We start from the raw sequence: 26,583 nt of genomic DNA on the forward strand, positions 1-26,583 counted from the left end.
CAGGAATAATCTGTTGCATGGAATGAAGCGGAGATAGACAACTTTTGTGATATACTGTACGGGAACAATTGAATTCGTTACATGTATAAAAGCAGGAGGAAAATAATGTTACATTCTACGCTGGGGCGTTTCCGGCTGATGTTGTGGTTGCAGGGCATTTCGTACGTGTTGCTACTGTTTGTTGCTTTTCCGTTGAGAGATGCAGGGATTATGCCGCAGGCTGTCACATGGTTTGGAAATCTGTACGGTTTTTTGTTTTTAATGTATTTGTTATTCATGGTGAGTATGTACACCTCACAGAAGTGGCGTCTGCGCCGTCCAATTGCTCTGTTCTTTGTTTCTTTCATTCCACTGGGGAATATGATCTACGATGTTGTCGTATTCCGTAAGCTGTATCGTCAACTAAATAAAGCTTGACTTTATTTAACGTTATGAAATATGATGAGTACAGGTTAAACAACCCGTTCCAACTAAAACTACATATTCCTGTTAAAGGGGAGTAGCTTTTACAGTAAAGTCGTCAATTCGGGATCGTATCCCCGGCTTTATTGGCAGCAATTTTGTTGTTAGCGAGACCTTTACCAAGTTTTCATGCTCGGTAAAGGTCTCTTTTTGTGGATATAAAAGGACCTTACCAGTGATGGTAAAGGTCCTTTTTTTTGTACATCATAAGAATATTAAGGAGGAGTCAATTTTGGATGTTTCATTATTATTAGAATATGGGTGGGTGCTTGCTGTCTTAGTTGTCCTTGAAGGATTACTCGCAGCAGATAATGCATTGGTACTCGCAATCATGGTTAAACACTTGCCTGAAGATAAGCGCAAAAAAGCGTTGTTCTATGGTTTGATGGGTGCATTTGTTTTCCGTTTAGGTTCGTTGTTCCTGATCTCTTTCCTCGTCGATGTATGGCAAGTACAAGCGATCGGTGCCCTGTACCTCCTGTATATTTCGATTAACCATATCGTTAAAAAGATACTGGGTAGTCGCAATAAGACAGATGAAGCAGCTGATTCAACGCCTAAGAAACCGAAAAAACAATCCGGTTTCTGGATGACCGTTTTCAAGGTCGAAGTAGCGGATATCGCATTTGCAGTTGATTCCATTCTGGCTGCTGTTGCTTTGGCCGTGGCGTTGCCACCAAGTGGATTGCCTCCAATTGGCGGACTCGACGGTGGACAGTTTATCGTTATCTTCCTCGGTGGATTCATCGGGCTTGTGATCATGCGTTTTGCAGCCTCATACTTTGTGAAATTGCTTCATTCCCGTCCAGGACTGGAAGTTGCGGCATTTGTAATCGTAGGTTGGGTAGGGGTTAAGCTGGCAGTTATTACACTCGCACACCCTTCATTGGGTGTTCTGGATGAGCATTTCCCGGAAAATAAAATTTGGAAATTCGGATTCTATATTGTACTGATCACCATTGCGGTATGTGGTTGGTTCCTGTCTTCCAAAGTTCCTGAAAAAGAAGACGAAAATCCGGTTGAAGAGTTGGAAAAACAAGCAGGACTGTAATAATCATGTTACGCTAACAACATCATTATTATTTGGAAAACAGGAGATTGTCCTAGGACAATCTCCTGTTTTTGTTTACATATGCAATCTACACCATGGACCAATTTCCAAGAAAAGGGTTGACACATGAATTCTAGTCCCCTTAATATAAGACTAACATTAACGAAGGGAGGCCGAGAGACATGATGCTTGGTTATGATTTGATTCAAACAGGGCGCAACGTAGACACAATAGCATATCCGGCTCATCGTTTCATTGGCCTCATACGGTCGACATAGGGGATAGGCATATCGTTTAGCGGTTTTTATAATCGATATGCGTTCTTCGCTTATATTATAGCGATGGATGACAGACACACAGCATGTATGCTGTTCTGTTCTCCGTTATTGTCATTCAGTAGAAGTCATGGGCGATTAGCCTATGGCTTTTTTTAGTTTTATTTTACAGATGAATCAGCAAACCGAATTTGCTGAACGTACAGAAAGGAATAATACACTTTTATGAATACAGAATTTAATTTATTTACCAATCCAAATGAAATCGCAGGTGGTTACCGGCATGAAGTGAAATTGCCTGCAGGCGACCTAACCGTATATGCGGCGCAACAGCTCTTCTCCTCGCTCGATTACAAGGTGTTCGAGATGGCAAACAATAATCTGCAGATTCCTGGACTCTCTTATATGAGTTACACGCCAGACGTACACGTCGGTGTAGGTACGTGCATTGGAACGACAGCCGTGTGGGATGCCCACAGCGGATACGTTTCTCCCTCCATCGTGGGTAGTGACATCGGCTGTGGCATGCGAGTGCATATGACGAATTTGCACAAGGACGAATTGAAAGACATCAAGCTTCGCCGTAAACTCGTCAAGGCCATTGAGAAAGTATTGCCGATGGAGGCGAACCAGCGAGGTCATTACTCAGACATCAGACTGGAGCATATTGTTCGTAAAGGACTGCATGGTTTACCCAAAAAGTATATTCCCGACAGCTATACACCGAAAAAATCAACCTCGATGACACATGTGGAAAGCAGCAAGTTCAGTTATGATGAGGATGTGTTAAACCATGTTCCTGATATGACGTGGCATCGTTCGCATCGTCAGCTCGGAACACTGGGTGGGGGGAATCATTTTGCCGAGATCCAGGCGATTGAGATCGCTGAAGAGAATCGTGAAATCGCCGAAGCTTGGGGATTGTATGATGGACAAGTCGTGGTCATGATTCATTCCGGCTCTCGTGCATGGGGTGGTTATGTAAGTCAGACGAGTTCGTCAGCGATTGCCAAAGTCATGCAGCGGCTTAACCTGGGTACATCCGATCCCAGACTGGTCTTTGCTCCACTGGAGCATGCGGAAGGTCGTCATTATGTGAACATGATGTATTCTGCATTGAATTACGCTGTTGTCAATCGGCACCTGATTGCGTATGCTATTCGCGAAGCATTCCGGGATGTGTTTGGCTCCAAATGTGAATTCCGTACGTTATACGATCTGATGCACAACTATGCCTGGGAGGAATCTCACGTAGACAAAGGTTCTGTTTTTGTGCATCGCAAAGGGGCGACACGTGCGTTGCCGGCAGGTCACCCGGATAATCCGAAACCTTATCTGGCAACTGGACATCCGGCGCTTATTCCCGGTTCCATGGGAACTGCTTCATATATCATGGTAGGTCAGCCGCAGGGTGCTGATAATTATTATTCAATATGTCACGGTGCGGGTCGCATCCGTTCACGGACGGCAACGAAACGATTGATTAGCGTGGAAGATTTTGCCACGGCACTAGGTGTGGGTACACTTGATGAGATCGTGGTAAATCAACGCTCACTTGAATCCATTATTGATGAATCACCTCAGGCTTATAAAAATGTAGATGAAATTATAGACAGTGTTACCGGCGCAGGCCTGGCTCAAGTTGTAGCCAAATGCAAACCGCTTGTAGCGGTAAAGGGAGCGAAATAATGACAATAAACGAACAACAAACAGATCCAACTCAAGCGATCTATACCTATGACGAACAACATGATACTCGAATTCGAGTGGAAGGTTACGCTATCTATTCAAGGCTGATTCGTGGAATCAGTGAGGCGCTCCATCAGCGCTATGGAGTTGAGTACAAGCTTTATGCCAGTTCTGACCCGAACAATGAATATTGGGAGTTACTCCGGGAAGACCTGCAAAATGGCAGTGACGAAGTAGAATTGGTAGCCCGCATATTCGAGGATCTGGAGCTTCAGACGTTACATTACGACGATGATGGAGATGTACCCACTTATGGTGTGCATTACTCCATTCGCAATAACGTATTTGCCTATCCGAAATGGGGCGTTGCACTTGTCCGGGTTCCGTTTTTCCGAGAGAACGGGATCTACAGTGAAGACTTTGTCTTTGCCGTCGGTGATGAGGAGATGAAGCAATTTCTGGGAAGTGTCCGGGAACGGGAACGTCAGCAAAATATGAAAAAAGTAACGGTCTACACCGATGCCCGGAATGGCAGCGATCGCCATGTGGAATCCATCACTCGCTCCGTGGGACGAGAGGATGTTGTTCTCTCGGCACAGATCAAGCAGGATATTTTCCGCTCGCTGGATCAGTTCTTCGAAGCAGATCGTTCCTTTTACAGAGATTATGATATCCCGTACAAACGGGGCATTCTATTGTATGGACATCCGGGGAATGGTAAGACCACGTTGGTGAAATCCATTGCGGGAAGTATCCCGGGCCCGGCTGCGTATTGGCAGATTACGGAGTATACCAACAGTGAATCGGTGCGTGAAGTGTTCGAGGCTGCCAAGCGGTTGGCACCAATGGTACTGATCATTGAGGACATCGATTCGATGCCGGATGAAGTCCGTTCCTTTTTCCTGAATACATTGGATGGAGCTACGTCGAAGGAAGGCATTTTCTTGATCGGGACAACGAATTATCCGGAGAAAATAGATCCTGGCCTCATGAACCGTGCTGGACGGTTTGACCGGGCTTATGAAATTCCGTTGCCAGATGAAGCGCTGCGCTTGCAATACTTGCGCCAACGAGGCTTCACCATTTTTGCGGGTGAAGAAGGCACAGTAGAAGCAGCTCGTCTGACCGACACGTTTTCTCTTGCACAGCTAGGTGAGTTGTATGTGAGCGCTGCACTCGAATGGCATCAGAATGGACAGACAGACATTGTAAAAGTCATTCAGTCGATGCGTGGCGAGCTGGATAAGAGCCACAAACATACTTGGCTGGCGCAGCCAGGTAAGGGCCGTGCAGGCTTTTATTGATCAGATCTAATCCATCCATCCTATAATATGACGCAATTTTATAAATAATCCTACCTCAATTGGTGATACTAACCTTGTCTGCTCTAACATACAATGACTTTCGGGAGGTACATAACGCAGCCCTGAGCTGGTGAGATGCCGGAAAGTAACGCGATCTGTTCCATACCTGACTAAGGCTTGTTTTGCAGAGAGAGATGCATGGGGACAAAAGGTAATATGCAAAAATTTTTATGCCAATTGTTTAAATGCTTCTGTAGCGGTTAATAGTAGACAGACAACAACAAAAACTTTAATTAGAGGTGAATGATATGGGTTGGTTATGGTCATTAATTATCGGTGGTATCATTGGATGGTTGGCAGGTTTGATCGTTGGTCGTGACATTCCAGGTGGTGTTATTGGTAACATCATTGCTGGTTTCATCGGTGGATGGTTAGGTGGAGTAATCTTGGGCGATATGGGTCCTGAGATGGGCGGATTCCACATTGTACCTGCATTGATTGGTGCGATCGTTCTTGTAGCCATCGTAAGCTTGATCTTCCGTTCGATGGGACGTAGTCGCGGGTAACTTCATCAAGATAATTTCTTGAATTAGTTGTCAGCTAAATGCATTACCAATGAAGAGGTTGATTGAGAGCCATAACCATGGCTTTCAATCAACCTCTTGTTGTTTTAGAATATAAGGATACATGCGTAACTTAGCATCAGTATTGTATAGGTAGTTTAGATAAGAGGGGATGAACGGAATGGAAAAAGCTACATTCGCTGGCGGATGTTTCTGGTGTATGGTTACACCGTTTGAAGAACAACCGGGCATTCATGGCATTATATCGGGTTATGCTGGCGGTCACGTCGAGAATCCAACATATGAGCAGGTCAAAACCGGGGAGACCGGTCATGTCGAAGTGGTTGAGATTACATTTGATCCAGATGTATTCCCTTATGAACGACTGCTGGAGCTGTACTGGCCACAGATTGATCCGACGGATGACGGAGGCCAGTTCCAGGATCGGGGAACACAGTATCGTACGGCAATCTTTGTGCATAATGAACGTCAACGTGAGCTTGCTGAACAGTCCAAGCAGGAACTGGCAGCCAGCGGACGATTCAGTCAACCGATTGTTACGGAAATTCGCGATGCAGCTATATTCTATCCGGCTGAAGATTATCATCAGGATTACCACAAGAAAAACGAGAAACATTATAAGGAAGACCGTGCGTTATCCGGACGGGACGAATTTATAGACGAGAATTGGAAATAATGCATCAGATCACATGAAAAGCCGGGAAAGTTCCAGTTGGAACTCGCCCGGCTTTTTGGCTGTATGGCGGCTGAAATCTGCCATAACGGTTATCTAATTGTTCGTTCCCACCAGTATTTCTACGTCAATGGTAATCTTCGACAAGGAAGCTTGAATGCCCATCCGGGATATTCCCGACAGATGCCAGGAAAGTGGTGTCATATGAACGAGTGAATAGAGCATGTTTGCGGTGACGGGCAGCGTGTAGGTCAGCGGAATGCTGGCGATGAGATGATGATGTTTGCGGAATCGGTCCAGCGTAAGTTCCCGGCCGTCTGCTCGATCAGGTCGATTCAGGAACAGCATTTCTCTCAGTTCAATTAAATATCGTTCACGGGGGATGACTTTGATGATCCATCCCCCATCTTTCAGAATTCGTCCAAACTCTTCATAGTTGGAAGGAGAAAGTATATTCAGGATGATGTCCAGCTGACCTTCTGCAAACGGACTGCATGCCAGATCGCCGACAAACCAAATTTGCTGGTTGTAGGCAGAGGAAGCCATGGCAATGCCTTCTTTGGCAATGTCGATGCCCCAGCCAACGGCTGGAGTATTCTGCGTAATCTGCTGCAGAAATGTTCCCTCTCCTGTGCCTGCATCCAGAATATGCACGGGACAGCTGATGTCAACGGAATAACGTGCAATCCACCTGCGTAGTACTTCGGTCAAAGGAGCATAAATACCGGTTTCCGATAAGATATTCCTTTTGGCTGTAAATAAACGTTTGTCATAGTTGCCCTTGAAAAAACGTGTCATGAAATTGATATAGCCTTGTCTTGCAAGATCAAAGCTATGCCTGGACACACATTGAATGCTCCCTGAGTTAATGGTTGCCATAGGGCTATGACAAATGGGACAGTTCAACATATGGATGTATGGATTAATAAGCGCAGCGCTACGTTCTCTGCGATGGACTGACATGGAAAAACACCCCATTCATTCAGATTTGGATAACTGAAGAAAAGGGCATAACAAATAAACCTCTGCACAAAATTCAAAAAAGAGGTTTATGGCTATGCCCCAAGTTATCTGTATCGAATGAACTGAATAATCATAGGAAGGTTAAGCTCCTTTGGCCTATCAAGATCAGGGTGAAGCAAGAGAACGTTACCAGTATAACAGGATGAGAAGAAATGACAAGTAAGGGGAGCCAGGCGGATTTGAAATAAAAGAGCGCCCTGTCAACCGTTTAGGCGGTCATACAGAAGCGCTCTGTTCATTATTTTGCAGCAACCTTTAATGCATATTTGGACAATGTCTCATTGTTCATGGAATAGATGACATCATCCACATAAGTAGAGACACCTTCTAATGAAGGAACCGAGGCACTGGTCGTGTAGATATGCACGTCTTCCAGCGTCTGTGAATCAAGAATGTATCCTGTTTTGGCAAAATCAAGCTGATACTGACCATCCTGTGTCTGGTCGACATGCATCAACGCAGGCTGTGCGTCCTTGAACGTACGCTCAGTCACTTTGCCTTTCATCGTGTACAATTCCAGCTTCTGCCCTGTAAAGACTGTATAACCGTTGCCAGCCGTCTGAATGTAGGCATCACCAGCAATGGCACGTCCCCAAGCAAGCTTGCCATCGATGCCAAAGCCCATCAGTCGGTTACCGGTGTTCTCAAAATTGGCGCGCATAATGATGGAACCATCGTCCAGAATGGCCAGCGATTCACCGCCGCCATCTCCTAATGTATTTGCATTGGCTGGGAATTGGAAGAAGGACAGACGATTCAACGTACGATCATAGATCTCTACTTTGGGATTCGCAGCTTGCTGCCAGAAGTTTCCTACCTTGGTTTGTTTGCTGGCATCCACTATAATTCGACCATTATCAGCCTTAAGCACGTTACCGTTAATGGTCTTTTCGGTAATCAGCTTGCCCTTTTTGTCATATAACGAGATGGCGGAGCGAACCGAACCATTCGATTGCACGCCCTGACTTGAAGCAACCATCAACGTATCGTTATCCAATAGGGATATGCTTGCAGGTGAATTCACCGTTTTGACCCAGTTGGTTTTACCGGATGTATTGAATGAGTACAATTTTTTGGTTTTGTCTGAATATTCCATATACACATAAGCCGTACCGTTGCTGGCATATACCGAATCAGAGTAGGTGGTATAAGGACCACTTTTCTCATGGAATATCGTATTCCACTTCAATTGTCCAGTTGTCGCATCGAATGCTTGGAGAGAGTCCAGTTGCCAGTCGAGTGTTGTTTTGCTGCTTGTTTTGGTCACGGGCTGGGAGGCATGTACATATACAAGATTTTTGGATGGCACGGCATGGATTCCCTTAATCAGGACATCTTTCTCTGTATTAGCCTCAGATAACATCAGGGAAGATGACGTCCACGCCGGTTTGGGCATGGATTCGGTTGAAGCAGCGGCGTAACCTGTTGTATTCATGGTGAAGAGGAGCATGCCGCTGAGAATGAGGGCAGCCCATGTTTTGGACTTGTGTTTGGTCAATGTATGCAAGTGATAAACCACCTTTCTTCTTCGGTTCAAAATAGAACCGATTGTTGAATTTTACCATTAAAGTCAAGCTGAATTCAACCGAACACACTGTAACCTTTTATCATTGGTTTATCGAAATAACCATGTTTGGTGAAGTCTAGCGGTTACAGGGAATTCATCTTCTTTCGATGAAGGTGGAAGTCTGATATATTTAGTGCGGTGACAAGCCATATCTGCGTAAGACGTTGGATAGAACATAGGAAATGAACAAGGAGAACAGCTATGAACTGGAGTGAAAATGTGACCCTATGGGTCATTGGATGTATCATCATATTGTTGTTGCTGGCCTGGATTATTCGGCGGGTTATCGGGCGCGGGCAGCGGATCCGAAGTGAAGCCAATCCTCGTAAGATCACAATAAAGGACATCGACAAGATGGAGGATGGTTCGGAATTTGAATTATATCTCTATCATTTATTCGAAGAGCTCGGGTACGAGGAGGTGCATAAGACAACGAGCAGCCGGGATTTTGGGGCAGATCTGGTGTTTGTTGATAGACTCGGCAGACGAAGTGTGATACAAGCGAAGCGATATGGTGCGAATCATCCTGTAGGATTGAGTGCAGTGCAGGAGATATATACATCCATGCGTTATTATGAAGCCGACCGGTCAATTGTATTAACGTCCGCTCGTTACACCGAAGCCTGTCGGACGCTTGCAGCAGTCAATGGAGTGAAGTTGCTGGACCGAGAAGACCTGATGGAATTAATCCTGTTATTCAAAGCGAGAAGAGTGGAAGAAGCATTGGAACTGATCGAAGAAGATGATCATGAACCAATCGAGACGTGGCAGTCCCGGCGAAAGCGGCAATCTCGCTAGTTTCATTGTATTAATGTGCCACAACGTAGATTTTTTTAAATATAATCAAAAAGTAATAATGTAGTCAGGATTAACGTTTAAACCGTTGAGGCTCCCTCAAAAAAAATGGATGAATACGACAGATGCAGATTTTAAAACGATTATAACCAATCGCTAGTTAGATACAGGCGACTGGTTATTTTTCTGGATGGATATTTCGAGCTCCGTTTGTTCATCTGTTAGTTTTAGCATTTCGAATATTTGATTCACCCCTCTCTGGTATCGACAATGTTTACCTCAAGGCCGTGACATTTAAAATTGTGGTTAGGATTTTTCCTAACCTCATCTTTTTGAAGTTCATACATAGCTAATTTATAATTTATTTCTTCCATATGTTTCAAACTTTCTTCAATTTTCTTTTGTAATTCAATTTTATGTTTCTTTAACATTTCCTCTCTTTCTAAATAGGTGGAGTTCCCCATCTCATAGGATTCCTTGTAGTCTTTAATTTTAGAAAGCGGCATTCCTGTTTCTTTGAGACAAAGAATAAAAGAAATCCAATCGATTTGTTGTTCGGTATAAACTCTATTCCCTTTTTCGTCGCGTGAAATATTCGGTAATATCCCTTGCTCTTCATAAAATCGAAGTGTCTTTGCAGTTATATTATAATTCTCCACTACATACTTCATTGAAAAAAACATCTGATCGCCTCCATAGTTACAGTTACTGTAACTGTTATTTTATCACATAGAATAGTAGTTAAAATAAAATCGTTTAAAATTACGTATCAATTCCTACTTTACTTCCCCTTAGGTTAACCTGATATTCTTGTGTAGAACTTGTGATTGGGATGGATGAGATAAGGTTATCTTCATCTGTTCCATGAATAAGCACTTAGAAATCAAAATATAAAGGAGAACGTAGAATGAGTAAATTTAATAAATTGTTTGAACCCTTTACATTCAATAAAGGGATTACCTTAAAGAATAGAGTGGTTATGTCTCCGATGACGACATGGTCAAGTAATGATGATTACACGATTTCCGATGAGGAAGTTGCATATTATAAAAAAAGAGTGAATGGTGTAGGTTTAGTTATCACTGGCTGTACTCATGTCCTACCCAATGGTATTGGATTTACACATGAATTCGCCGCATATAATGATTCATTTATCCCTAGTCTAAAAAAATTGGCAGATGCTGCTAAGAGTGGAGGAGCTCCAGCAATTCTTCAATTGTTCCATGCTGGAGATAAAGCGATTGCTGAATTAGTTCCTAATGGTGACGTGGTAAGTCCGAGCGGTGTTGCTCTGACTGAAGCAGTATCCCCTAGAGAGCTTACTCATGAAGAAATTCTGGGAATTATTCATGCGTTCGGTGAAACTACAAGACGTGCAATTGAAGCTGGTTTTGATGGTGTTGAACTCCATGGAGCCCACGGTTTTTTACTTCAAAGCTTTTTATCTCCATTCTTCAACAAACGTCAAGACCAATGGGGGGGATCACTGGAAAAACGTCTGAGTTTTCCAATAGCTGTTATTCGAGAGGTGAAAAAAGCTATTGAGAGATATTCGACAAAACCATTTATTTTAGGTTACCGCATTTCCCCAGAGGAACATCAACAAGATGCCCTTAGAATGAATGATACGTACGCACTGATTGATAAACTGATTGAAGAAAATGTTGATTATGTTCATGGTTCCTTGGTACAAGCCCTTACGTCAAAACCAAAATATAACCAAGATAACAAAAAAACGTATCTTGAGCTGATTGTTGAACATGCTAACAATCGGATTTTTGTAATTGCAGCGGGTGCCTTGGAAAGCCCAGAGGATGTCTCTGAAAGCATGGAGAGAGGACTCTCTTTGGCGGTAATTGGACGTGTATTAATCTCCGATCCAGAGTGGGTTGAAAAAGTTCAACAAGGAAGAGAATTGGAAATTCAAAACGTGATTAAATCATCTAACGTTAGAGATCTTGTGTTGCCAGCGAAACTATGGGGTGTCATACAAAATGCAGGTCCATGGTTTAAAGTTGAACAATAAAGAAGATGAAAGATCAAAAAGGCCGCTAATAATAGCGGCTTTTTTTGATTTCAAGAACAGTTGTACTAATTTATCCGCTTCAACAAAAAAAGCTTCACCTTCACTTGCATAGCTGCACATGATATATTGAGTGTATATCAACCAAAGGAGTGTGTGATCCATTATGGCACGTACACAAACACAAAAAGCATTACGCAAAGCAGAGCGGTCAGGTCAATGGTGCTTGGAACAGAGCCGAAGAGTTAACGGAGATTATGGTGCGTTATCCCAGCATGTGCGGCTCATGCCTACGAAGCAAGAAAAATTGCAAAAGGTCAAACACAAGAAGCAGATCATCCAGGATGGTGGTGCTTCTTTTTATTTTGTCCATAAGGACCGGATTGCTGGATAAGTAAGACATTGAATTCTTTCTTTGGTTGGAAAGTAATGATGTGGACTGTTAAAATCAATCTTAATGAACTGAACTATGAATCCTTGTATATCTAATGAAGGGAAGAACCTATACATATGACAACAGCGCTGCACATGAATAAAAAAATCGTTCGGCGTTTTTTGCTGCAAACGCAAGCTTTACTTGGACGTTGGCCCGCAGTTTCCTTACCTTCGGGACCCGACCAAGTTTTGAGTTTGATTCGCTCCCTTGGTTGCGTGCAGATCGATCCTGTGGCTGCTGTAACTGGAAACCAGCATTTGGTGCTGGGGGCTCGTGACTCGGGTTATACTGCTGACAGCTTAAATACGCTGCTGAGTGATCACAAGGTGTTTGAATATTTTGCAAATGCTGCCTGTGTCATTCCAATAGAAGACTATGCGCTCTTTGAACCTGTGCGTGCTCGATTAAGGGAGCGTCTGGCTCCGTCCTTGCAAGGTCTGGAGAAAACAGTGCAGCATGTGTTACAGCGTTTGAAGGAAGAAGGACCTTTACCTTCAAGAGCTTTTCGTGCTGTAGAAAGGGTAAGTGGTTATTGGGACAGTGCAGATGTGCCAAAGACAAAGGATACCACACTTGCTCTGAATTTACTGTTAGACTCCGCTGTGATTCGTGTGGTGGCGAGGCAGGGGAATGAACGTTATTTTCATATTACCGAATCCGGATTGCAACAACAGGGACTTACGATAAAAGAAGACATGGATGTGTTGGCCCAAAGACAGGCTCTGCTGGATAAATACATTCATGCGTATCGTGTCGTAGATGCCCGTGATCCCCGTCTGGGTTGGCTAAAATCTACAGCGGCTGAACGACGCACCGATATTGCTGACCGTGTGTCAGATGGGCGAATGATCCCGCTTAAGGTGGAGGACGTGGCCACGCCTTATTATATACGTGCTGAAGATGAGGATTTGCTGCTGCACATGGAGAGGGAAGAGCCACACTATGATCCATCAGGCCCGGTCCGTTTCCTGCCGCCACTGGACAACCTGTTATGGAGAAGAGAACGTATTGTCGATTTATTCGATTTTCATTATAAGTGGGAGATTTATACGCCAGAGGTGAAAAGAACCTACGGTTATTATGCCATGCCTATTCTTCACGGTGATCGGTTGATTGGACGTATGGACCCACGACTTGATCGCAAAACGGGAGTACTTACCGTTCGTTTGTTATCAATGGAAGAGACTGCTCCACCTGTGGCGAAATGGCTTACGGATTTTCGGGAGGGGCTTCAATTCTTTGCGTCCATGCATGGAGCGCGTTCGATCACTATCGAGAAGACGGTACCAAAAGAGCTGAAAAAGCAACTTAAATCGATTTGATTAGGGATATACGAAGGAGTGTATGGATAAGGGAATTGGAATCGTTAAGGGGAAAAGGATCTAAAAAGGATGAAGAAGGGGGAGCCCAAGGGCCCCTCCTTCTTCATTGATTTTAAAATTAGTTTTAACATGATATCCGCAGTTAGCTCTAACAAAAACCTAAGCTCACGTCCACGCAAAAACTTCTTTAGTTCACCAGATGAGGCATTTCAACGTTGGGATCAACATCTGCTTCATAATCCACACCATCGGTTTCAAAACCAAACAGCTGGAAGAATTCGCGACGGTAACCTTCCAGATCGGACAGATCGTAGATGTTTTCTGTGGTCAACTCATTCCAGAGCTTCGCCACTTCTTCCTGAACGTCAGCTCTCATCTCCCAATCGTCAATACGAATGCGACCTTCTGCATCGGTTGGAACTTCTCCTCCCGCATACAGGCGATCAGCGAACAGACGTTGCAATTGCTCGATGCAGCCTTCGTGCAAGCCTTTTTCTTTCATGACTTTGTACAATGCTGAGATGTACAGCGGCACTACTGGAATCGCGGAGCTGGATTGAGTCACCAACGCTTTGGCTACAGTTACGTACGCACGTCCACCTTTGGCACTCAGACGATCATTCAGCTTGTGTGCTGTCGCTTCCAGATGATTCTTGGCCTGACCGATGGAACCATCACGATAAATGGCATGAGTAAGTTCAGGACCGATGTAAGAGAAAGCGATGGTTGTTGCATCGTCAGCAAGAACGCCGCCTTGTTGCAGGGCATCCATCCATAGTTCCCAATCGTCTCCACCCATTACGGTTACCGTCTGACGAATTTCTTCTTCGTTTGCCGGCTCAAGGGTAACGGAGCTGATTTCGCCTGTGTGGAAGTTTACCGTTTTGTTCGTGTAGGATTGTCCGATAGGCTTCAGCACAGAGTTGAACACTTCACCCGTGTTCGGATCGGTACGGCGTGCCGAGGCTACGCTGTATACGACCAGATCTACTTGACCGAGTTCACTGCGAATCAGTTCAACGGTTTTGTCTCGTGTTTCGTTTGCGAATGCATCACCTGTGATGCTGTACGATTTGAGGCCTGCTTCTTCAGCGGCTTTTTCGAATGCAGCGGAGTTGTACCAACCTGCTGACGCTGTACGTTTCTCTGTGGAACTGCTTGGACGATAAATGCCGACCGTATTCGCTCCCGCCCCAAAAGCAGAGACAACACGTGACGCCAGTCCGTATCCAGTGGAAGCACCGATGACGAGCACATTACGGGGTCCTTTCAGCTCAGGCTGGGATTTCACATAATCAATCTGTTCCTGCACTTGCGCAGCGCAACCTACAGGATGGGAAGTGGTACAAATAAAACCACGTGTTCTTGGTTTAATAATCATTTATTTGCATCCTTTCATATTCAGCTCATGTTTCAGCATTTCGATAAAATGCTCTTACACATACTTTCTTATTGTAAAACAATTACCTCGGAAACGGAAACCGTTTCGTTTGATTTCGCCGGAAGGGTGGCGTTATATCTCTAATTTTGCGATGATGTGAATAGAATGTACTCGTTTGTTAGGATAGAAAGGACAGGGATACCATGCTGAAGGAACGCATTGAACTACTAAGCAAAAGAAAACAAATCTCACGTAAAGACCTTGTGGAAGGTCTGGTCACGCAGGCCCACTTTGCCAATATCCTGGCTGATCGTTATCCTCTACCTGAGGACTTGGCAGAAGCCATCGCGGGGCGTCTTGGGGTATCCCCTTCCTATATTCTAAAGGCTGCGGCTCAGGACGAGGAAACACTCGAACGGGCAGAGGTTATTTTCGAACAAATGTCTGTTCCAGCGTCGGCGATATCCGAAGATACGGTGCATGCTCTGGCAGATCGGGATGACACGCTGACCGTAGAGTTGACAACGGCCTTGATGAAGGCGGTCTATTATCAGCAATTAAACGATGCAACGGCTCATGAGTATATACATACGTCCTACCTCAATTTTTACCTAGAGAAGTACGGTCGTCCAGATGATATTGATCTGCCGCGTCCGTTAGTCAAAGCACTTTTGTTCTATAAAATACAATATTATCGCTCCAAAATGGCCTTTGTGGATGTATTAACTCATGCAACCAGGCTCAGTGAGCTGGCGCTTCCTGGCAGTGAATTCTGGCTGTCTGTGCAAAATATCAAGATGGAAGCCTACATTCAGGTCAAACAGTATGAAGAGGCAAAACAGGTATTTGAGCTTACGATGCGTCATGTCTATGATCAGCGGATGTTCCATCGGTTGTCCGGGTTATATGTGGCATATAGTGGCTATTGCTTCGCAATGGGGCTGGTTCAGGAGGCACTCTCGGCATTAACCATGGCGGAGGCAAACCTTGTATATGCCGGCAACCAGGGAGATCTGGTGACGGCGATTGCGAACAATCGGATTGTCATGTTAACGATGACAGGTGAACTGGATCAGGCACAGACGGAGATTGAACGATTCGAGTCGCTATTGCAGCAGGAAACGGAAGAAACACAGCTCGCGATGCGACCGCTCGTCAGTGTATATCGATGCGAAGTGGCTCTGGCGCGGAAGAACTGGGGCGTGCTGGCGCAGAGTGTAGATCAACTCTTGAAATGTGCAACAACACAGGACCAGCAGATGAGCGCAACCTTCTACCAGAGCCATCTGGCTCTTGCGCATGGAGATCGCGAAGTTTTCATGGAGCGGGCGCTTGCCTGTCTGCCTTATTTTGAATCCGCGCAGCATGTCATGCGGCTTGAACCGTTATATGAAGGGTTGGCTGTAGTATCCGAGGATCAGCGGAAATACAAGGAAGCAGCCATGTATTATCGGAAGCTGGTATATCTGATACGCAAAAAATAGACTGGATTAAAAGTAATTCTAGTAATAAAGGGTGTTAATCAGAAGGATAAAAGAAAAAATAGAATTGAGAATGCCCTTCTGATAAGAGTCAATCATGAGTTGGTTGTTTCTTTGAAGCATTAAGGAATAACCCCCAAAAAAATGTTGAATAACGCTACTGACATACCGTTGTCAGTAGCGTTATTTTATCATCAATGAAGTAAACATAAAGGGATGGAAGGCCGATTCTGGCCCAAAAAATGATAGGGTACTTTATCATTAACAGGAAGGATGTTATTTTATGTTTTTTGCTTCTGTACGCATTATTACCGACGACGTGGATCGTCTTGTCGAGTTTTATGAGAAAGTCATGGGTGTTTCGGCGGTACGCCCCGCGCCTGTCTTTGCCGAACTTGTTTTGCCATCGTGCACCCTGGCGATTGGCCACTCCCAGACGGTGCCACTGTTTGGCGTTGGTTCTGCAGTGGCGGCCGACAATCACACTGTCATCCTCGAGTTCCGCGTTCACGATGTCGATGCCGAATACGAGCGTTTGCAGCCGTTTGTGGACGAGTGGGTAAAGGAACCGACCACGATGCCGTGGGGGAATCGTGCTGTGCTGTTCCGTGATCCTGATGGCAATCTCATTAACCTCTTCCAGCCAGTGACCGAGGAAGCGATCAAACGTTTCAGCGGTAGGGGCTGATTCTAGGGGAACAGCTCACTCAGTGAAAAGGTTGAAAAAGTGTGTGTTTTGGAAAACTTATGGGTTAAATCCCGCTGTTTTGGCATGATTTTGTGCATTGCCAAAGCACTTGGCACAAAATATGGCCGTCAATCGTGAAATGAAGATCGGATTAGCAGATCTTTTTTTGCGGAATTAGCATACTTCCTTACCAAAGAAACGATTATCCGGTAATTCAATTGCCGGATTTATCGTTTTTTTTGTATGCCGCCAGAAGGGTATTCAAGGACAAGTCACGGTGTTTATAATTTAACTATAATATAAAAACAAATAAAACAAATGAGGTGCTTGATATGGGATGGTTCGGTAAAAAGAACAAACAGGAAGATGCAATTGCTAAAGCGGATAAAATGATGAATAAAGGACTCACTGGCATGATGATGAAAGGTTTTGTATCAAAGGAACATCGGGAGGCCATCAACCAAAGTCTGGATTCGGCGAAGCAGGCACAGTTGGCAGCGAGTGGTTCTCTGCCTTTAACAGCTACGGCTACGGTGGTGACAATCACCGATACAGGCAAACTGATCAATTTTGATCCGATTGTTGTGCTTGTATTGGATGTTACAGAGACAAACGGCAACCAGTATCAGCGAACATTGGAGACATTGGTGTCCAAAATGCAGATTCCACGAGTTGGAGATCGGGTGGGATTGGGCCAGAATCCAGCGAATCCGTCCGAACTGATCTACATGGGGTTAATATCCATCTAGAAGATATGTGGTTATAGACAGCGATACTCTATTTAAATAATGCGTATAACAACGATTAATAGATATATTATTAAAGCTTTTGATAGAGATATTAAGAGAAAGATTAAGAGAGGGTGGGTCATATGGTAGGTTTCCTGAGATTGATTGGCGTATTAACGGTGTTTGGAGTGGGGTTCTCCCCATTTCTGGCACAGCAGCTGTGGAACGATCCGTTTATGATTATGCAGGCATGGTGGTATACTCCGGCAATCTTTGCCGGGTTTGCACTGATCTTTGTTCCTGCGATTTTGAGCAATATTTTTGGCGTAGGTCGAGTGAAGACAGGTTTACCAGCAGTTGGGGTCATTAAAACTATACAACAGACAGGTACGTATATTAATGAACAGCCTGAGGTTCGATTGGGTCTGACGGTGTCGCGTAAGGGGCGTGAGAAATACGATACGGAGATGAAAACAGTCATTCCATTGACCTCCCTGGCACAGTTCCAACCGGGCAGTTTCATTCCGTTAGTCGTTTCTGTAAAGGATGAGCGCAAGGTAGGACTTGATCTGAAAGGGCGGTTGTCGCAAGAAGATATGCAGCAATTACTGGATGAGAAGATGGTACAGCAGGGGGGATCACCTGAAATGATGGATATTGCGAGAACAGGTGAAAAAGCGATGGCCAAGATTCTCGATGTCACTCCACTTGGGAGTGGAGGCAGTAATAAGATTAAGCTTCAGCTCAAACTCAGCATAACAAAGACGAACGGTGAAACCTTCAATGTGACAACGCAAAAAGAAATTTTGTCATCTGCGCTGCCGCAGGTGCAGCAAGGTCATATCATTAACGTCATTTATTCAAGACAAGACCCGACCAAATTGGTGTTGGCATTGAATGTACAGGAGCGACAATTAAGTGACCTATTCTCTTCCTGAGGATGTAGACAAAAGGAGGTCCTACAGATCATGTTTATGACGTGTAGGACCTCCTTTTTCATTTTGGTATGTACAACAGATGCAAGCAACGTACTACTTTCAGACAATACCAAGGCGCATGCGATAAGAAAAGAGTACTTTTCTGGATTCTCCGTCAAATACACGATTAGCCAGCGCTCTAAAGTCGTCGGCAGCTATTAATAGATCATCCGCTCCGAGCTTCAACGCCGTTTGCAAGCCGCCTTGACTCAAGGCCAGATTGACGTAACGATCGGCTGTGAATGTCTCGTGGTGATGAAACACAATTTCCCGAACATATCGGAATAGCCCGGACTGCTGAATCTGCTGCAGATGTCCATCTTTGCTCCATTTGTGTGCTTGGCTATCCTGGGGAGCCAGACTGGCTGCACGTTGATCTGCTTCCTGATTCAGCTTCAGATAGGCTTGTTCTAACTGCCAGTCTACCATTGGCGGCCAGTCGCAGTCGTAGGCAGCAAATATGCCCCCTGTACGAAGTACACGTGCAAACTCGCGTAGTGTGGGTTGCGGCTCCATCCAGTGAAATGATTGGGAGCAGGTCAGCACATCGACACTGCCATCTGGTAGTCCTAGGTCGTGAGACAAGCCGGACACAAACCGCAGGTTATCCGGCTTCCCGGCAGATTCCCACTTGGATTCCGCTACAGACCTCATGTCATCGCTGGGTTCAAAGCCAATGATGCGTTCTGCCTCATTAAGCCAGATCCACGATGATAAACCGGTGCCACAGCCAACATCTGCGACCATACGCGGTGTACTGCCAAGATATGTCGTTAGAATATCCACCACTTCAGTGGGAGCAGCTGGGCGATTCTCATCGTATAACGTACCGAAACCTTTGAAACGTTCCACATTGTTGCGTCTAATGTCTTGCATGGATAAACCTCCTTCGGTCAGATGGACGACAGAGAGTCAGCTGTGCTCAAAAGTTGTATAGGCCTATATTATATCATTCATTGTCGGGTTGTTTGTTCATGACGTTCTGTAAATGTTCAACAGCTTTGATATGACGCCTGAGCAATTCCTGTCCAACATGAGCAGGCTCGATGACGGTCAGCTCGGAACCAAACGACATCAGGAAGGAGTAGAGCCATTCCCCAACATTCAGTTCGAGAGAGACACGGAGCCTGCCATTAGGCTCTTTTTTAATGAGGGACGGTTCGAAAAAATCATGTACTCGGTATGCAATGGTGCTGGAAAACGAGAGTGTCAGAGGGGTCAGGGCAGGAGCTATTTCTGATTCAGGATAGGTTGACCCCGCATTAACAGGGTGATCGTGTTTTCTCGCCAGAAAAGTCAACTGGGTAATCCGTTTCATCTTGAATGTCTCGAATTCTCTCCGGTCAGGATCATCATGGATATATCCTTTGAAGTACCATGTACTGTTTTTGAATATAAGTTTCTGTGGCTCCACGGTAGGAATGCTCTTCTCACCATCCGAATTAATGTAGTGAAACGTAATTAGTTGATTCGTTAATATAGCCTGTTTCACCTGATTGAACAGTTCTCTCTCTTGCAGGGGGATGCTGCCCCATGGTGAGAAATTGAATTCGATCCAATCCAGCTTGTGATCAAACAGAGCGGTCAGCCGTTGCAGCATATGAGCACTATTAAGGTGTGGGATCGCACTGATGCTGTATAGTCCCATCAAAATTTCGTTCTGGTCTTCTTCCGACAACAGGGACTTGTCCATGACATAGTTGTCCATCAGATGGATACCGCCATGCTTGCCGGTCGTGGTATAGACGGGGATGCCCGCGGCGCTCAGCCGGTCGATATCGCGATACACCGTACGTACAGAAATCTCGAACATACGGGCGAGTTCTGGTGCGGTGGCTTTCTTTTTCTCCAATAACAAAAGCAACATTCGAAATAGTCGGTTATTTTCCATGCTCTGATTATACCATGACAATAGGTGTCAGGGTATGGATGGTACACTGGTGTAAAAGTATTACCAAGACATTTTGACTCTGTCTTATAATTTGTTCTTTATTTATTGCGAAGTAGTGAAGGGGACGATATCGATTCTGACGAAACGAAGTGTTCGCCTTTATCATCGGATTTTTCCATTTAGAAATAGGAATTAAAGAAATCCGAGGATAACAGCGATCAGAAGAACGATTCGTGACCGGAACGGCTACTTGCATACTATCAAGCACTTTATATCGAAATGAGTTAATTATGAAGGAGGAACTGGTCATGACAATGAAAGAAGGATTCTACTGGGGTGGCGCAACGGCTGCCAATCAATTCGAGGGTGGATGGAACCAGGGTGGCAAGGGGCCAAGCACGTCTGACATGATGACAGGAGGAACCCACACGATTCCGCGCCGGATTACGCCTGTGTTGGAAGAGGGCACGTATTATCCGAGCCATGAAGCGGTTGATTTTTACGGACATTACAAAGAAGATATTGCCATGATGGCAGAGATGGGCTTCAAAATGTTCCGCATGTCCATCAACTGGTCCCGAATCTATCCGAACGGTTACGATCTGGAGCCAAACGAAGAGGGATTACAGTTCTACGATAATGTTTTTGCCGAGTTGAAAAAGTACAATATTGAGCCGCTCGTAACGATCTCCCATTACGAAACGCCATTTGGTCTGACACAGAAGTATAACGGCTGGGCTTCCCGTGAAGTCATTGACTGTTATATCCGTTATTGTACAACTCTCTTCAACCGCTACAAAGATCAAGTGAAATACTGGCTGACATTTAACGAGATCAACTGTCTGACGATGCCGATGGGTGCTTATATGGCTGCAGGTATTCTGTTTGAAGGCAAAGAGACGCTGGTTGACGGAGTGGATGATCCACAGACTCGTTTCCAGGCATTACATCACCAATTCGTCGCGAGTGCCAAAGCGGTGAAGCTGGGACATGAGATTAACCCTGATTTCCAGATCGGCTGTATGGTTGCTTTCATGACAACCTATCCAAACACATGTAACCCGGACGACATGTTACTTGCACAGAAGAAAGACCAAATCTCCAATATGATCTGCGGTGATGTTCAGGTTCGTGGAGCATATCCTGGATTCGCCAAACGTTTCTTCGCCGAAGAAGGTATCCAGATCGAGATGCAACCGGGAGACGAGCAGACTTTGCGTGAAGGCTGCGTAGACTTCTATTCCTTCAGTTATTACATGTCTTTGGTTGAGAGTGCGGACGAGTCCCTCGAGAGAGCAGAAGGTAATCTGCTGGGCGGCATCAAAAATCCATATCTCGAAGCTTCCGACTGGGGTTGGCAGATCGATCCAAAAGGACTGCGTTACACACTGAATCATCTGTATGATCGTTATCAGATTCCACTGATGGTGGTTGAGAACGGTTTGGGTGCTGTCGATGTGGTAGAGGAAGATGGCTCCATTCAAGATGACTATCGCATTGATTATCTGAAAGGTCACATTGAACAAATGAAAGAAGCGGTAGCTGACGGCGTAGATCTGATTGCCTACACCATGTGGGGATGTATCGACCTGGTTAGTGCATCCACTGGAGAGATGAAGAAGCGTTATGGCTTCATTCATGTCAACAAGGACAACGATGGTAAAGGTGACTTAAGCAGAACACCGAAGAAGAGCTTCCACTGGTACAAAAAAGTTATCGAATCCAATGGTGAAGAGTTATAAGTTGGTGTGAAAAAACCAGATCGGTCTGTTCCCTTAAATGGGACAAGCGGTCCATGTAGTCCTGAACGAGTTCAGGACTACTATATATGAATATAAAAAATACCCGGTTATCCTTCAGTTAAGGAAAGCCGGGTATTTCTTTGTGTAGTTCAATAGCGGACCGCCTAGGCGAGCCTTCTGCTTTGCAGTTGGGACATGCGCTCTAAATGCCGCCGGTAAAACCATATGCATGTGGAGAGCCAGCAACCACTCAAGAAGTATCCTCCGACGATATCACTTGGATAATGCACACCCAAGTAGATACGACTTATACCAATGGTCAGTATAAATACGGCGCTGGCAATAATCATCAGCACACGGCCCGTAACAGTGGGTACATGTTTCCAGATCAGAAAGGCCAATCCACCATACAGGCTAAATGCGGCCATGGAATGCCCACTGGGGAAGCTGTAGCCGCTCACTTCGATGATCCGGTTAATGGTAGGTCTAGCACGCTGGAATATCATTTTGAGCAATGCATTTAACAGGGTTGAACCTGCGAGCACACAAGCCAGGAAGAGCAGTTCGCGTTTGTGTCGCAGATAGACGTATAACACAATCATGGCGATGATGGTAATGAAGACCACAGGCATTTCACTGCCGATCCAGGTAAAAAGGTGCATGAATTGCGTCATGCCGGGGGACTCCAACCCCTGAATCCAGCCGATCAGCGTATCATCAAATCGATGAATCTGGTTGTCACTGAGGGACAGGGCGATGCTTACAAAGGCGATCATGCATAACGCTGCAACGAGCAGCGGGAATGAGATATTCTTTTTCCAGTTGTGCATCAAATGTTGAGTTCCTCCGTGATCGTTGATTTCGTATGTTGTGTCCTTGCGTATCTCGGACATAACGATATTTGTATTGTGCTATAATTTTACAATAAATATAGCAGCAATAAAAATATGTAACCTTAACAACGCTTATTCAAGCAGAGAATGTAGGAGGGGGAGCGGTCGGAATGAAACGACGTTTGGTGATGTGCATGTTGATCTTACTGTTGGTTACGTCTGGGTTAGCTCTATTTCCCGGAGAAAAAGTGTATGCTTGCAGTTGTGTCGAGAGTGATGTTCAAGAGAGATTGAAGACAAACACAACTGTATTTACAGGAGAAGTGGTGAAGAAGGGACGTTCTCAACAGTCGAAGCATGATGGCTTATTAAGAGAGTATACCTTTGATGTAGATACGGCATGGAAGGGGGTTAATGCCAAAAAGATGAAAATCCTTGCGAGTGACGGAGGGTCTGAATCCTGTGGCATTCAATTTGAAAAGAATGAGTCATACCTGATCTATGCTTTTCAATATGAAGTGGATCATAAGCTACATACGAATCTGTGCAGTCGCAATGTTCCTGTCGAACAAGCCGGAGACGATTTGAAATTGTTGGGTTCGGGCAAGGTTGTGAGTAAAGAAGATTTTGGAGAAACCAATGATGGTGGTGGGCAAAGTGGGCCTTTCTATCTTATCTTATACAGTGCAGTCATTTTATTGGCAGCATTGGCAGTTGTGTGGGTCTGGAGACGCAAGAAAAGAATCTGATTGCCCAACGAAAAAAGAAACTAATCCCCGTACAGAGTGTTAAGGTACATTAACGTTCTATACGGGGATTTTTAGGAGTGGCGGCAAAATTGTATCCATTTGGAGTCGGTTCTATCGATCCGATGGAAATATATAAATTAAACTAAACATTTACACAAAACGGAGAGGACAGAAAGAACTTGAAGAAGCGGAGCGTTCGCCTTTATCACCGGATTTTCCCTTTATAAAAGCGATCAAAAAAATCTGGGGATAACAGCGATCAGAAGGTTATTCTGTCATCGGAGTGGCCAGTGTAAATATCTTTTAGTTCAATTTGTATAGTTTAGCTGCAACATGTATTCATAAGCTGTGACCCCAAATACCCGTTTGAAATGCCTATTCAGATGGGTCAGATCAACGAATCCACAATCGGCAACAGCAGCATAGACGTCCTTCTGCTTTTCGATGGATTGACGGGCACGTTCCACCTTGCAGTTTAAGAAAAACTGGTAGGGGGATATGCCGGCTTGTGCCTTGAACTCACGGATAAATTGAAACTTGGACATGCCAAATTCGGAGCTCAGATTGTCCAGCTTGAGCACATCTTCGGTGCTGCAAAACATGATTTCCTTTGCTTTGCGAACCAGACTGTCCTGAGGCAACCAGAGCTTGGTATCCATCTCCTTCTGAGCCAGCAGGTGAACCAGATCGAAGACCCGTTCGCTGCACTCGGCTTCGTCCTGTCTGAGTTGAACGGAGTCGTTCAGCATCAGAATGCTGCGTGCAAGCTCGGGATCATAGACGATGGGACTTCCAAAACGCAATTCCTTTTTGCCTATAATTTCCTCTACCAATTCAGGCTTCAAATACAGCATCACATAGTCAATGCCAGCCTTATCATAGGAGCTTCCATCATGGGACTGTTCACGGTTGAATAACATGACACCATTTTGGTGAGAAGCCTGATATTGTCCGTCCAGGTTGTATTGTTGAATGCCGCGCAGGGTTACGCCAACCGCATACTCTTCGTGGCAATGTTTTTTGTATGCAAAATCAGTAAAGCTGGCGGATAGTGCCAGCACGTCTTGCGACTTTTTATAGTTAAACCGTTCCATGCAGCACACCTCCCAAGCTTTAGATCAATCCGGATACTATAATGGCTGAGTATAACAAAAAAAGAGCCATGAGAATACTCAGTAATTTTTGGTGGCGATTCAACAACGTTTTGAAAACCGTGCCAAAAACAACCCAACTGGAATAGGCCAGAAAACCAATGAACGTTATGAGCAACACAAACAGAAACGATGAGAAGGAACTTTGATAAAAGGGAAATACATAGCTTGGAATGACCGTGAAAGTAAACAAGACCACCTTTGGATTCACAAATTGCATGATGAAACCGTTCCAGAATCCGGTAACTTGTTTCGGTGCATCTTCGGTGGTACCCATCTTGTAGATCTGGTACGCCAGATACACCATGTACAGACCGCCGACGATCTGCATCACCTTCAGAATTCCGGGCAACACGCCGGCAAGAAGTTGATTAAGAAACGCTGATGCGGTAAGCAACAGACCAAATGCCAGTGTAGCTCCCCAGACATAACGCATTGTTTTTCGTGCGCCAACGATCTGTGTAGAAGAAAGAATTACGATATTGCTGGGGCCGGGTGTGAATGTAACAACGATGCAGTAGATTAAAAAAGATGCAAGATTCATGATGATGCTCTCCTCTGGTTGTAGTCTAGTTCCATGATCATACGTCCAGAGGGAGAAACCATATAGTACATTATTGCAGCAGATACACGGTTGGCAACAGGAGCTTGCTTATAAAAGATAAGGAGTAGTTTTCTTTTTGAATGATTGCGTTTACAATTTAGACGATGTACAAGGTGATCAGACCACTTGAGGAAGTGAACGGAATGAAAAAAATGCTACTGGTATACATTTTACTAATCTCAGCCTTTGCATTGTATGTGTTGAGATTCGAATACACCAGTCAGGTAAACAGTTCTTGGGAGGACCGGGGGCTGCGCGGCGATATCGGAGAGACGTATATCATGATTACATTCCAGTCCGGGCTGGAGTATTGGAAGAGCCCGCTCAAAGGTTTCGAGGATGCCGCGGATGCGCTTGGTGTGACCGTAGAATATCGCGGAGCTACCCGGTATGACGCGAAGGAGCAAACGATGGTGATTGAGCAGGCCATCGCTCGTAAACCGGCGGGTATTGCCATATCTGCAATCGATCCGCAATCGCTAGTTCCAGCGATTAACAAGGCAATCGACGCAGATATTCCTGTTGTATTATTTGACGCTGATGCACCTGATAGCCAGGCCTATTCTTTTCTTGGGACAGATAATTACAAGTCGGGTGTAATGGCTGCAGATAAAATGGCTGAACTACTGGGTCGTGAGGGAGAGGTCGCGGTATTAACCTTACCTGGGCAACAAAATCATGAAGAGAGGACGAAGGGTTTCCGCGATACGATCAAGGAGAGATACCCTTCCATGCAGATTGTAGAAGTTGCAGACGGACATGGTGATGCGATGGTATCCAGAGACGAAACACTGAGAATGATGAAGGAACACCCGGAGCTGGCGGGTATTTTTGTGACTGAAGCCACCGGAGGAGCAGGAGCGGGTGAAGCCGTTCAGACTGCGGGGGACAGACATCCATTGCAGATTATTTCGTTTGATACAAATAAGGATACATTGGACATGATCAAGAACGGTACGATCTCAGCTACCATTGCACAAGGAACCTGGAATATGGGATATTGGTCACTCCAATATTTGTTCCATCTGCATCACCAGTTAACGGTTCCGGCCCCATCCTCATCCGGTGAAAATGCACCGCTTCCCGTGATGGTGGACACAGGGATCTCTGTGGTGACACGCTCAGATGTGGATGATTACTATGCCAAATAACAA

26 protein-coding genes are annotated in these 26,583 nt (G+C 45.0%); 17 read left to right on the top strand and 9 right to left on the bottom strand.

Going from position 1 to position 26,583, the window contains the following annotated elements; translation table 11 throughout:
- Positions 1-105 precede the first annotated feature (105 nt).
- The 6 genes from NSQ38_RS12490 to msrA all read left to right on the top strand — a co-directional run bounded on the left by NSQ38_RS12490 (position 106) and on the right by msrA (position 6,041).
- Positions 106-417, top strand: coding sequence for a DUF3817 domain-containing protein (locus tag NSQ38_RS12490; RefSeq protein WP_237176989.1), 312 nt, complete (start codon positions 106-108; stop codon positions 415-417).
- Positions 418-694: 277 nt separating this feature from the next.
- Positions 695-1,513: a TerC family protein gene (locus tag NSQ38_RS12495; protein WP_036617064.1), complete on the top strand. Its 819-nt coding sequence runs from the start codon at positions 695-697 to the stop codon at positions 1,511-1,513.
- Positions 1,514-2,013: 500 nt separating this feature from the next.
- Complete coding sequence (locus NSQ38_RS12500; protein WP_339789544.1) at positions 2,014-3,477, top strand: RtcB family protein; 1,464 nt, start codon at positions 2,014-2,016, stop codon at positions 3,475-3,477.
- Positions 3,477-4,781, top strand: a complete 1,305-nt coding sequence (locus NSQ38_RS12505) for an AAA family ATPase (protein WP_339789547.1) — start codon at positions 3,477-3,479, stop codon at positions 4,779-4,781. The genes NSQ38_RS12500 and NSQ38_RS12505 overlap by 1 nt, the downstream gene beginning before the upstream one ends.
- A 308-nt stretch (positions 4,782-5,089) precedes the next feature.
- Positions 5,090-5,347, top strand: a complete 258-nt coding sequence (locus tag NSQ38_RS12510) for a GlsB/YeaQ/YmgE family stress response membrane protein (protein WP_062835823.1) — start codon at positions 5,090-5,092, stop codon at positions 5,345-5,347.
- A gap of 178 nt (positions 5,348-5,525) precedes the next feature.
- A complete protein-coding gene (gene msrA, locus NSQ38_RS12515) occupies positions 5,526-6,041 on the top strand; it encodes a peptide-methionine (S)-S-oxide reductase MsrA (RefSeq protein ID WP_315938472.1) in 516 nt (171 codons plus the stop codon).
- Positions 6,042-6,134: 93 nt separating this feature from the next.
- Here msrA and NSQ38_RS12520 read toward each other — a convergent pair whose 3' ends face one another.
- Together NSQ38_RS12520 and NSQ38_RS12525 are read right to left on the bottom strand one after the other, a co-directional pair.
- Positions 6,135-7,016, bottom strand: a complete 882-nt coding sequence (locus NSQ38_RS12520; protein WP_339789550.1) for a putative RNA methyltransferase — start codon at positions 7,014-7,016, stop codon at positions 6,135-6,137.
- Positions 7,017-7,299: 283 nt separating this feature from the next.
- Positions 7,300-8,568: a hypothetical protein gene (locus NSQ38_RS12525; RefSeq protein ID WP_339789553.1), complete on the bottom strand. Its 1,269-nt coding sequence runs from the start codon at positions 8,566-8,568 to the stop codon at positions 7,300-7,302.
- A 261-nt stretch (positions 8,569-8,829) separates the two neighbouring features.
- On the opposite strand from NSQ38_RS12525, the gene NSQ38_RS12530 reads away from it, so the two are divergent.
- Positions 8,830-9,426, top strand: a complete 597-nt coding sequence (locus NSQ38_RS12530; protein ID WP_338588281.1) for a restriction endonuclease — start codon at positions 8,830-8,832, stop codon at positions 9,424-9,426.
- 245 nt (positions 9,427-9,671) lie between these two features.
- Here NSQ38_RS12530 and NSQ38_RS12535 read toward each other — a convergent pair whose 3' ends face one another.
- Positions 9,672-10,106 (bottom strand): MerR family transcriptional regulator, encoded by a 435-nt coding sequence (locus NSQ38_RS12535; protein ID WP_338588280.1) that lies wholly within the window; start codon positions 10,104-10,106, stop codon positions 9,672-9,674.
- Positions 10,107-10,330: 224 nt separating this feature from the next.
- Here NSQ38_RS12535 and NSQ38_RS12540 point away from each other — a divergent pair, with 224 nt between their 5' ends.
- The 3 genes from NSQ38_RS12540 to NSQ38_RS12550 all read left to right on the top strand — a co-directional run bounded on the left by NSQ38_RS12540 (position 10,331) and on the right by NSQ38_RS12550 (position 13,204).
- The gene (locus NSQ38_RS12540; protein ID WP_339789556.1) at positions 10,331-11,449 is read left to right on the top strand and encodes an NADH-dependent flavin oxidoreductase; all 1,119 of its coding nucleotides are present in this window, start codon (positions 10,331-10,333) and stop codon (positions 11,447-11,449) included.
- A gap of 163 nt (positions 11,450-11,612) precedes the next feature.
- Complete coding sequence (locus NSQ38_RS12545; protein WP_339789559.1) at positions 11,613-11,840, top strand: hypothetical protein; 228 nt, start codon at positions 11,613-11,615, stop codon at positions 11,838-11,840.
- Positions 11,841-11,974: 134 nt separating this feature from the next.
- Positions 11,975-13,204, top strand: a complete 1,230-nt coding sequence (locus tag NSQ38_RS12550; protein WP_339789562.1) for a crosslink repair DNA glycosylase YcaQ family protein — start codon at positions 11,975-11,977, stop codon at positions 13,202-13,204.
- 187 nt (positions 13,205-13,391) lie between these two features.
- Here the strand turns inward: NSQ38_RS12550 and fabV are convergent, their stop codons facing one another.
- The gene (gene fabV, locus NSQ38_RS12555; RefSeq protein WP_091027779.1) at positions 13,392-14,585 is read right to left on the bottom strand and encodes an enoyl-ACP reductase FabV; all 1,194 of its coding nucleotides are present in this window, start codon (positions 14,583-14,585) and stop codon (positions 13,392-13,394) included.
- A 203-nt stretch (positions 14,586-14,788) separates the two neighbouring features.
- Here fabV and NSQ38_RS12560 point away from each other — a divergent pair, with 203 nt between their 5' ends.
- The 4 genes from NSQ38_RS12560 to NSQ38_RS12575 all read left to right on the top strand — a co-directional run bounded on the left by NSQ38_RS12560 (position 14,789) and on the right by NSQ38_RS12575 (position 18,420).
- Entirely contained in the window at positions 14,789-16,069 is a 1,281-nt protein-coding gene (locus tag NSQ38_RS12560) for an XRE family transcriptional regulator (RefSeq protein ID WP_339789565.1), read from the top strand.
- A 280-nt stretch (positions 16,070-16,349) separates the two neighbouring features.
- Positions 16,350-16,754, top strand: coding sequence for a VOC family protein (locus NSQ38_RS12565; RefSeq protein WP_145150094.1), 405 nt, complete (start codon positions 16,350-16,352; stop codon positions 16,752-16,754).
- A 332-nt stretch (positions 16,755-17,086) separates the two neighbouring features.
- The gene (locus tag NSQ38_RS12570) at positions 17,087-17,503 is read left to right on the top strand and encodes a hypothetical protein (RefSeq protein WP_339789568.1); all 417 of its coding nucleotides are present in this window, start codon (positions 17,087-17,089) and stop codon (positions 17,501-17,503) included.
- A gap of 122 nt (positions 17,504-17,625) precedes the next feature.
- Positions 17,626-18,420, top strand: coding sequence for a hypothetical protein (locus tag NSQ38_RS12575; RefSeq protein ID WP_339790506.1), 795 nt, complete (start codon positions 17,626-17,628; stop codon positions 18,418-18,420).
- Between the two features lie 99 nt (positions 18,421-18,519).
- Here NSQ38_RS12575 and NSQ38_RS12580 read toward each other — a convergent pair whose 3' ends face one another.
- Both NSQ38_RS12580 and NSQ38_RS12585 read right to left on the bottom strand, forming a co-directional pair.
- Positions 18,520-19,335: a class I SAM-dependent methyltransferase gene (locus tag NSQ38_RS12580; RefSeq protein WP_339789572.1), complete on the bottom strand. Its 816-nt coding sequence runs from the start codon at positions 19,333-19,335 to the stop codon at positions 18,520-18,522.
- Between the two features lie 73 nt (positions 19,336-19,408).
- Positions 19,409-20,326 (bottom strand): YafY family protein, encoded by a 918-nt coding sequence (locus NSQ38_RS12585; protein WP_339789575.1) that lies wholly within the window; start codon positions 20,324-20,326, stop codon positions 19,409-19,411.
- Between the two features lie 332 nt (positions 20,327-20,658).
- Here NSQ38_RS12585 and NSQ38_RS12590 point away from each other — a divergent pair, with 332 nt between their 5' ends.
- Positions 20,659-22,092 carry a glycoside hydrolase family 1 protein gene (locus NSQ38_RS12590; RefSeq protein WP_339789577.1) on the top strand — a complete coding sequence of 478 codons (1,434 nt, stop codon included), beginning with the start codon at positions 20,659-20,661 and terminating at the stop codon, positions 22,090-22,092.
- A gap of 164 nt (positions 22,093-22,256) precedes the next feature.
- On the opposite strand, the gene NSQ38_RS12595 is transcribed toward NSQ38_RS12590, so the two are convergent.
- Positions 22,257-22,922, bottom strand: a complete 666-nt coding sequence (locus tag NSQ38_RS12595; RefSeq protein WP_339790508.1) for a phosphatase PAP2 family protein — start codon at positions 22,920-22,922, stop codon at positions 22,257-22,259.
- 173 nt (positions 22,923-23,095) lie between these two features.
- Here NSQ38_RS12595 and NSQ38_RS12600 point away from each other — a divergent pair, with 173 nt between their 5' ends.
- Positions 23,096-23,674: a hypothetical protein gene (locus tag NSQ38_RS12600; RefSeq protein WP_339789580.1), complete on the top strand. Its 579-nt coding sequence runs from the start codon at positions 23,096-23,098 to the stop codon at positions 23,672-23,674.
- Positions 23,675-23,982: 308 nt separating this feature from the next.
- Here the strand turns inward: NSQ38_RS12600 and NSQ38_RS12605 are convergent, their stop codons facing one another.
- Together NSQ38_RS12605 and NSQ38_RS12610 are read right to left on the bottom strand one after the other, a co-directional pair.
- Positions 23,983-24,768, bottom strand: a complete 786-nt coding sequence (locus NSQ38_RS12605; protein WP_338588268.1) for an AraC family transcriptional regulator — start codon at positions 24,766-24,768, stop codon at positions 23,983-23,985.
- Positions 24,769-24,787: 19 nt separating this feature from the next.
- Complete coding sequence (locus NSQ38_RS12610; RefSeq protein ID WP_338588267.1) at positions 24,788-25,369, bottom strand: LysE family transporter; 582 nt, start codon at positions 25,367-25,369, stop codon at positions 24,788-24,790.
- A 203-nt stretch (positions 25,370-25,572) separates the two neighbouring features.
- Between NSQ38_RS12610 and NSQ38_RS12615 the strand changes: the two genes are divergently transcribed.
- Positions 25,573-26,580 (top strand): substrate-binding domain-containing protein, encoded by a 1,008-nt coding sequence (locus NSQ38_RS12615; RefSeq protein ID WP_289390148.1) that lies wholly within the window; start codon positions 25,573-25,575, stop codon positions 26,578-26,580.
- Positions 26,581-26,583: the final 3 nt, after the last annotated feature.

This window comes from Paenibacillus sp. FSL R7-0313 (genome assembly GCF_037969885.1).
Lineage (GTDB): Bacteria > Bacillota > Bacilli > Paenibacillales > Paenibacillaceae > Paenibacillus.

What these genes read in the sequence shown, in the direction of transcription:
- NSQ38_RS12580 (WP_339789572.1), bottom strand. Translation starts at nt 19,335, where the DNA reads ATGCAAGACATTAGACGCAACAATGTGGAACGTTTCAAAGGTTTCGGT.
- NSQ38_RS12535 (WP_338588280.1), bottom strand. Translation starts at nt 10,106, where the DNA reads ATGTTTTTTTCAATGAAGTATGTAGTGGAGAATTATAATATAACTGCA.
- NSQ38_RS12520 (WP_339789550.1), bottom strand. Translation starts at nt 7,016, where the DNA reads ATGGGGTGTTTTTCCATGTCAGTCCATCGCAGAGAACGTAGCGCTGCG.
- NSQ38_RS12510 (WP_062835823.1), top strand. Translation starts at nt 5,090, where the DNA reads ATGGGTTGGTTATGGTCATTAATTATCGGTGGTATCATTGGATGGTTG.
- NSQ38_RS12605 (WP_338588268.1), bottom strand. Translation starts at nt 24,768, where the DNA reads ATGGAACGGTTTAACTATAAAAAGTCGCAAGACGTGCTGGCACTATCC.
- NSQ38_RS12500 (WP_339789544.1), top strand. Translation starts at nt 2,014, where the DNA reads ATGAATACAGAATTTAATTTATTTACCAATCCAAATGAAATCGCAGGT.
- NSQ38_RS12565 (WP_145150094.1), top strand. Translation starts at nt 16,350, where the DNA reads ATGTTTTTTGCTTCTGTACGCATTATTACCGACGACGTGGATCGTCTT.
- NSQ38_RS12550 (WP_339789562.1), top strand. Translation starts at nt 11,975, where the DNA reads ATGAATAAAAAAATCGTTCGGCGTTTTTTGCTGCAAACGCAAGCTTTA.
- NSQ38_RS12590 (WP_339789577.1), top strand. Translation starts at nt 20,659, where the DNA reads ATGACAATGAAAGAAGGATTCTACTGGGGTGGCGCAACGGCTGCCAAT.
- NSQ38_RS12585 (WP_339789575.1), bottom strand. Translation starts at nt 20,326, where the DNA reads ATGTTGCTTTTGTTATTGGAGAAAAAGAAAGCCACCGCACCAGAACTC.
- NSQ38_RS12600 (WP_339789580.1), top strand. Translation starts at nt 23,096, where the DNA reads ATGAAACGACGTTTGGTGATGTGCATGTTGATCTTACTGTTGGTTACG.
- NSQ38_RS12545 (WP_339789559.1), top strand. Translation starts at nt 11,613, where the DNA reads ATGGCACGTACACAAACACAAAAAGCATTACGCAAAGCAGAGCGGTCA.
- NSQ38_RS12540 (WP_339789556.1), top strand. Translation starts at nt 10,331, where the DNA reads ATGAGTAAATTTAATAAATTGTTTGAACCCTTTACATTCAATAAAGGG.
- NSQ38_RS12560 (WP_339789565.1), top strand. Translation starts at nt 14,789, where the DNA reads ATGCTGAAGGAACGCATTGAACTACTAAGCAAAAGAAAACAAATCTCA.
- NSQ38_RS12575 (WP_339790506.1), top strand. Translation starts at nt 17,626, where the DNA reads ATGGTAGGTTTCCTGAGATTGATTGGCGTATTAACGGTGTTTGGAGTG.
- NSQ38_RS12595 (WP_339790508.1), bottom strand. Translation starts at nt 22,922, where the DNA reads ATGCACAACTGGAAAAAGAATATCTCATTCCCGCTGCTCGTTGCAGCG.
- msrA (WP_315938472.1), top strand. Translation starts at nt 5,526, where the DNA reads ATGGAAAAAGCTACATTCGCTGGCGGATGTTTCTGGTGTATGGTTACA.
- NSQ38_RS12490 (WP_237176989.1), top strand. Translation starts at nt 106, where the DNA reads ATGTTACATTCTACGCTGGGGCGTTTCCGGCTGATGTTGTGGTTGCAG.
- NSQ38_RS12615 (WP_289390148.1), top strand. Translation starts at nt 25,573, where the DNA reads ATGAAAAAAATGCTACTGGTATACATTTTACTAATCTCAGCCTTTGCA.
- NSQ38_RS12570 (WP_339789568.1), top strand. Translation starts at nt 17,087, where the DNA reads ATGGGATGGTTCGGTAAAAAGAACAAACAGGAAGATGCAATTGCTAAA.
- fabV (WP_091027779.1), bottom strand. Translation starts at nt 14,585, where the DNA reads ATGATTATTAAACCAAGAACACGTGGTTTTATTTGTACCACTTCCCAT.
- NSQ38_RS12610 (WP_338588267.1), bottom strand. Translation starts at nt 25,369, where the DNA reads ATGAATCTTGCATCTTTTTTAATCTACTGCATCGTTGTTACATTCACA.
- NSQ38_RS12530 (WP_338588281.1), top strand. Translation starts at nt 8,830, where the DNA reads ATGAACTGGAGTGAAAATGTGACCCTATGGGTCATTGGATGTATCATC.
- NSQ38_RS12505 (WP_339789547.1), top strand. Translation starts at nt 3,477, where the DNA reads ATGACAATAAACGAACAACAAACAGATCCAACTCAAGCGATCTATACC.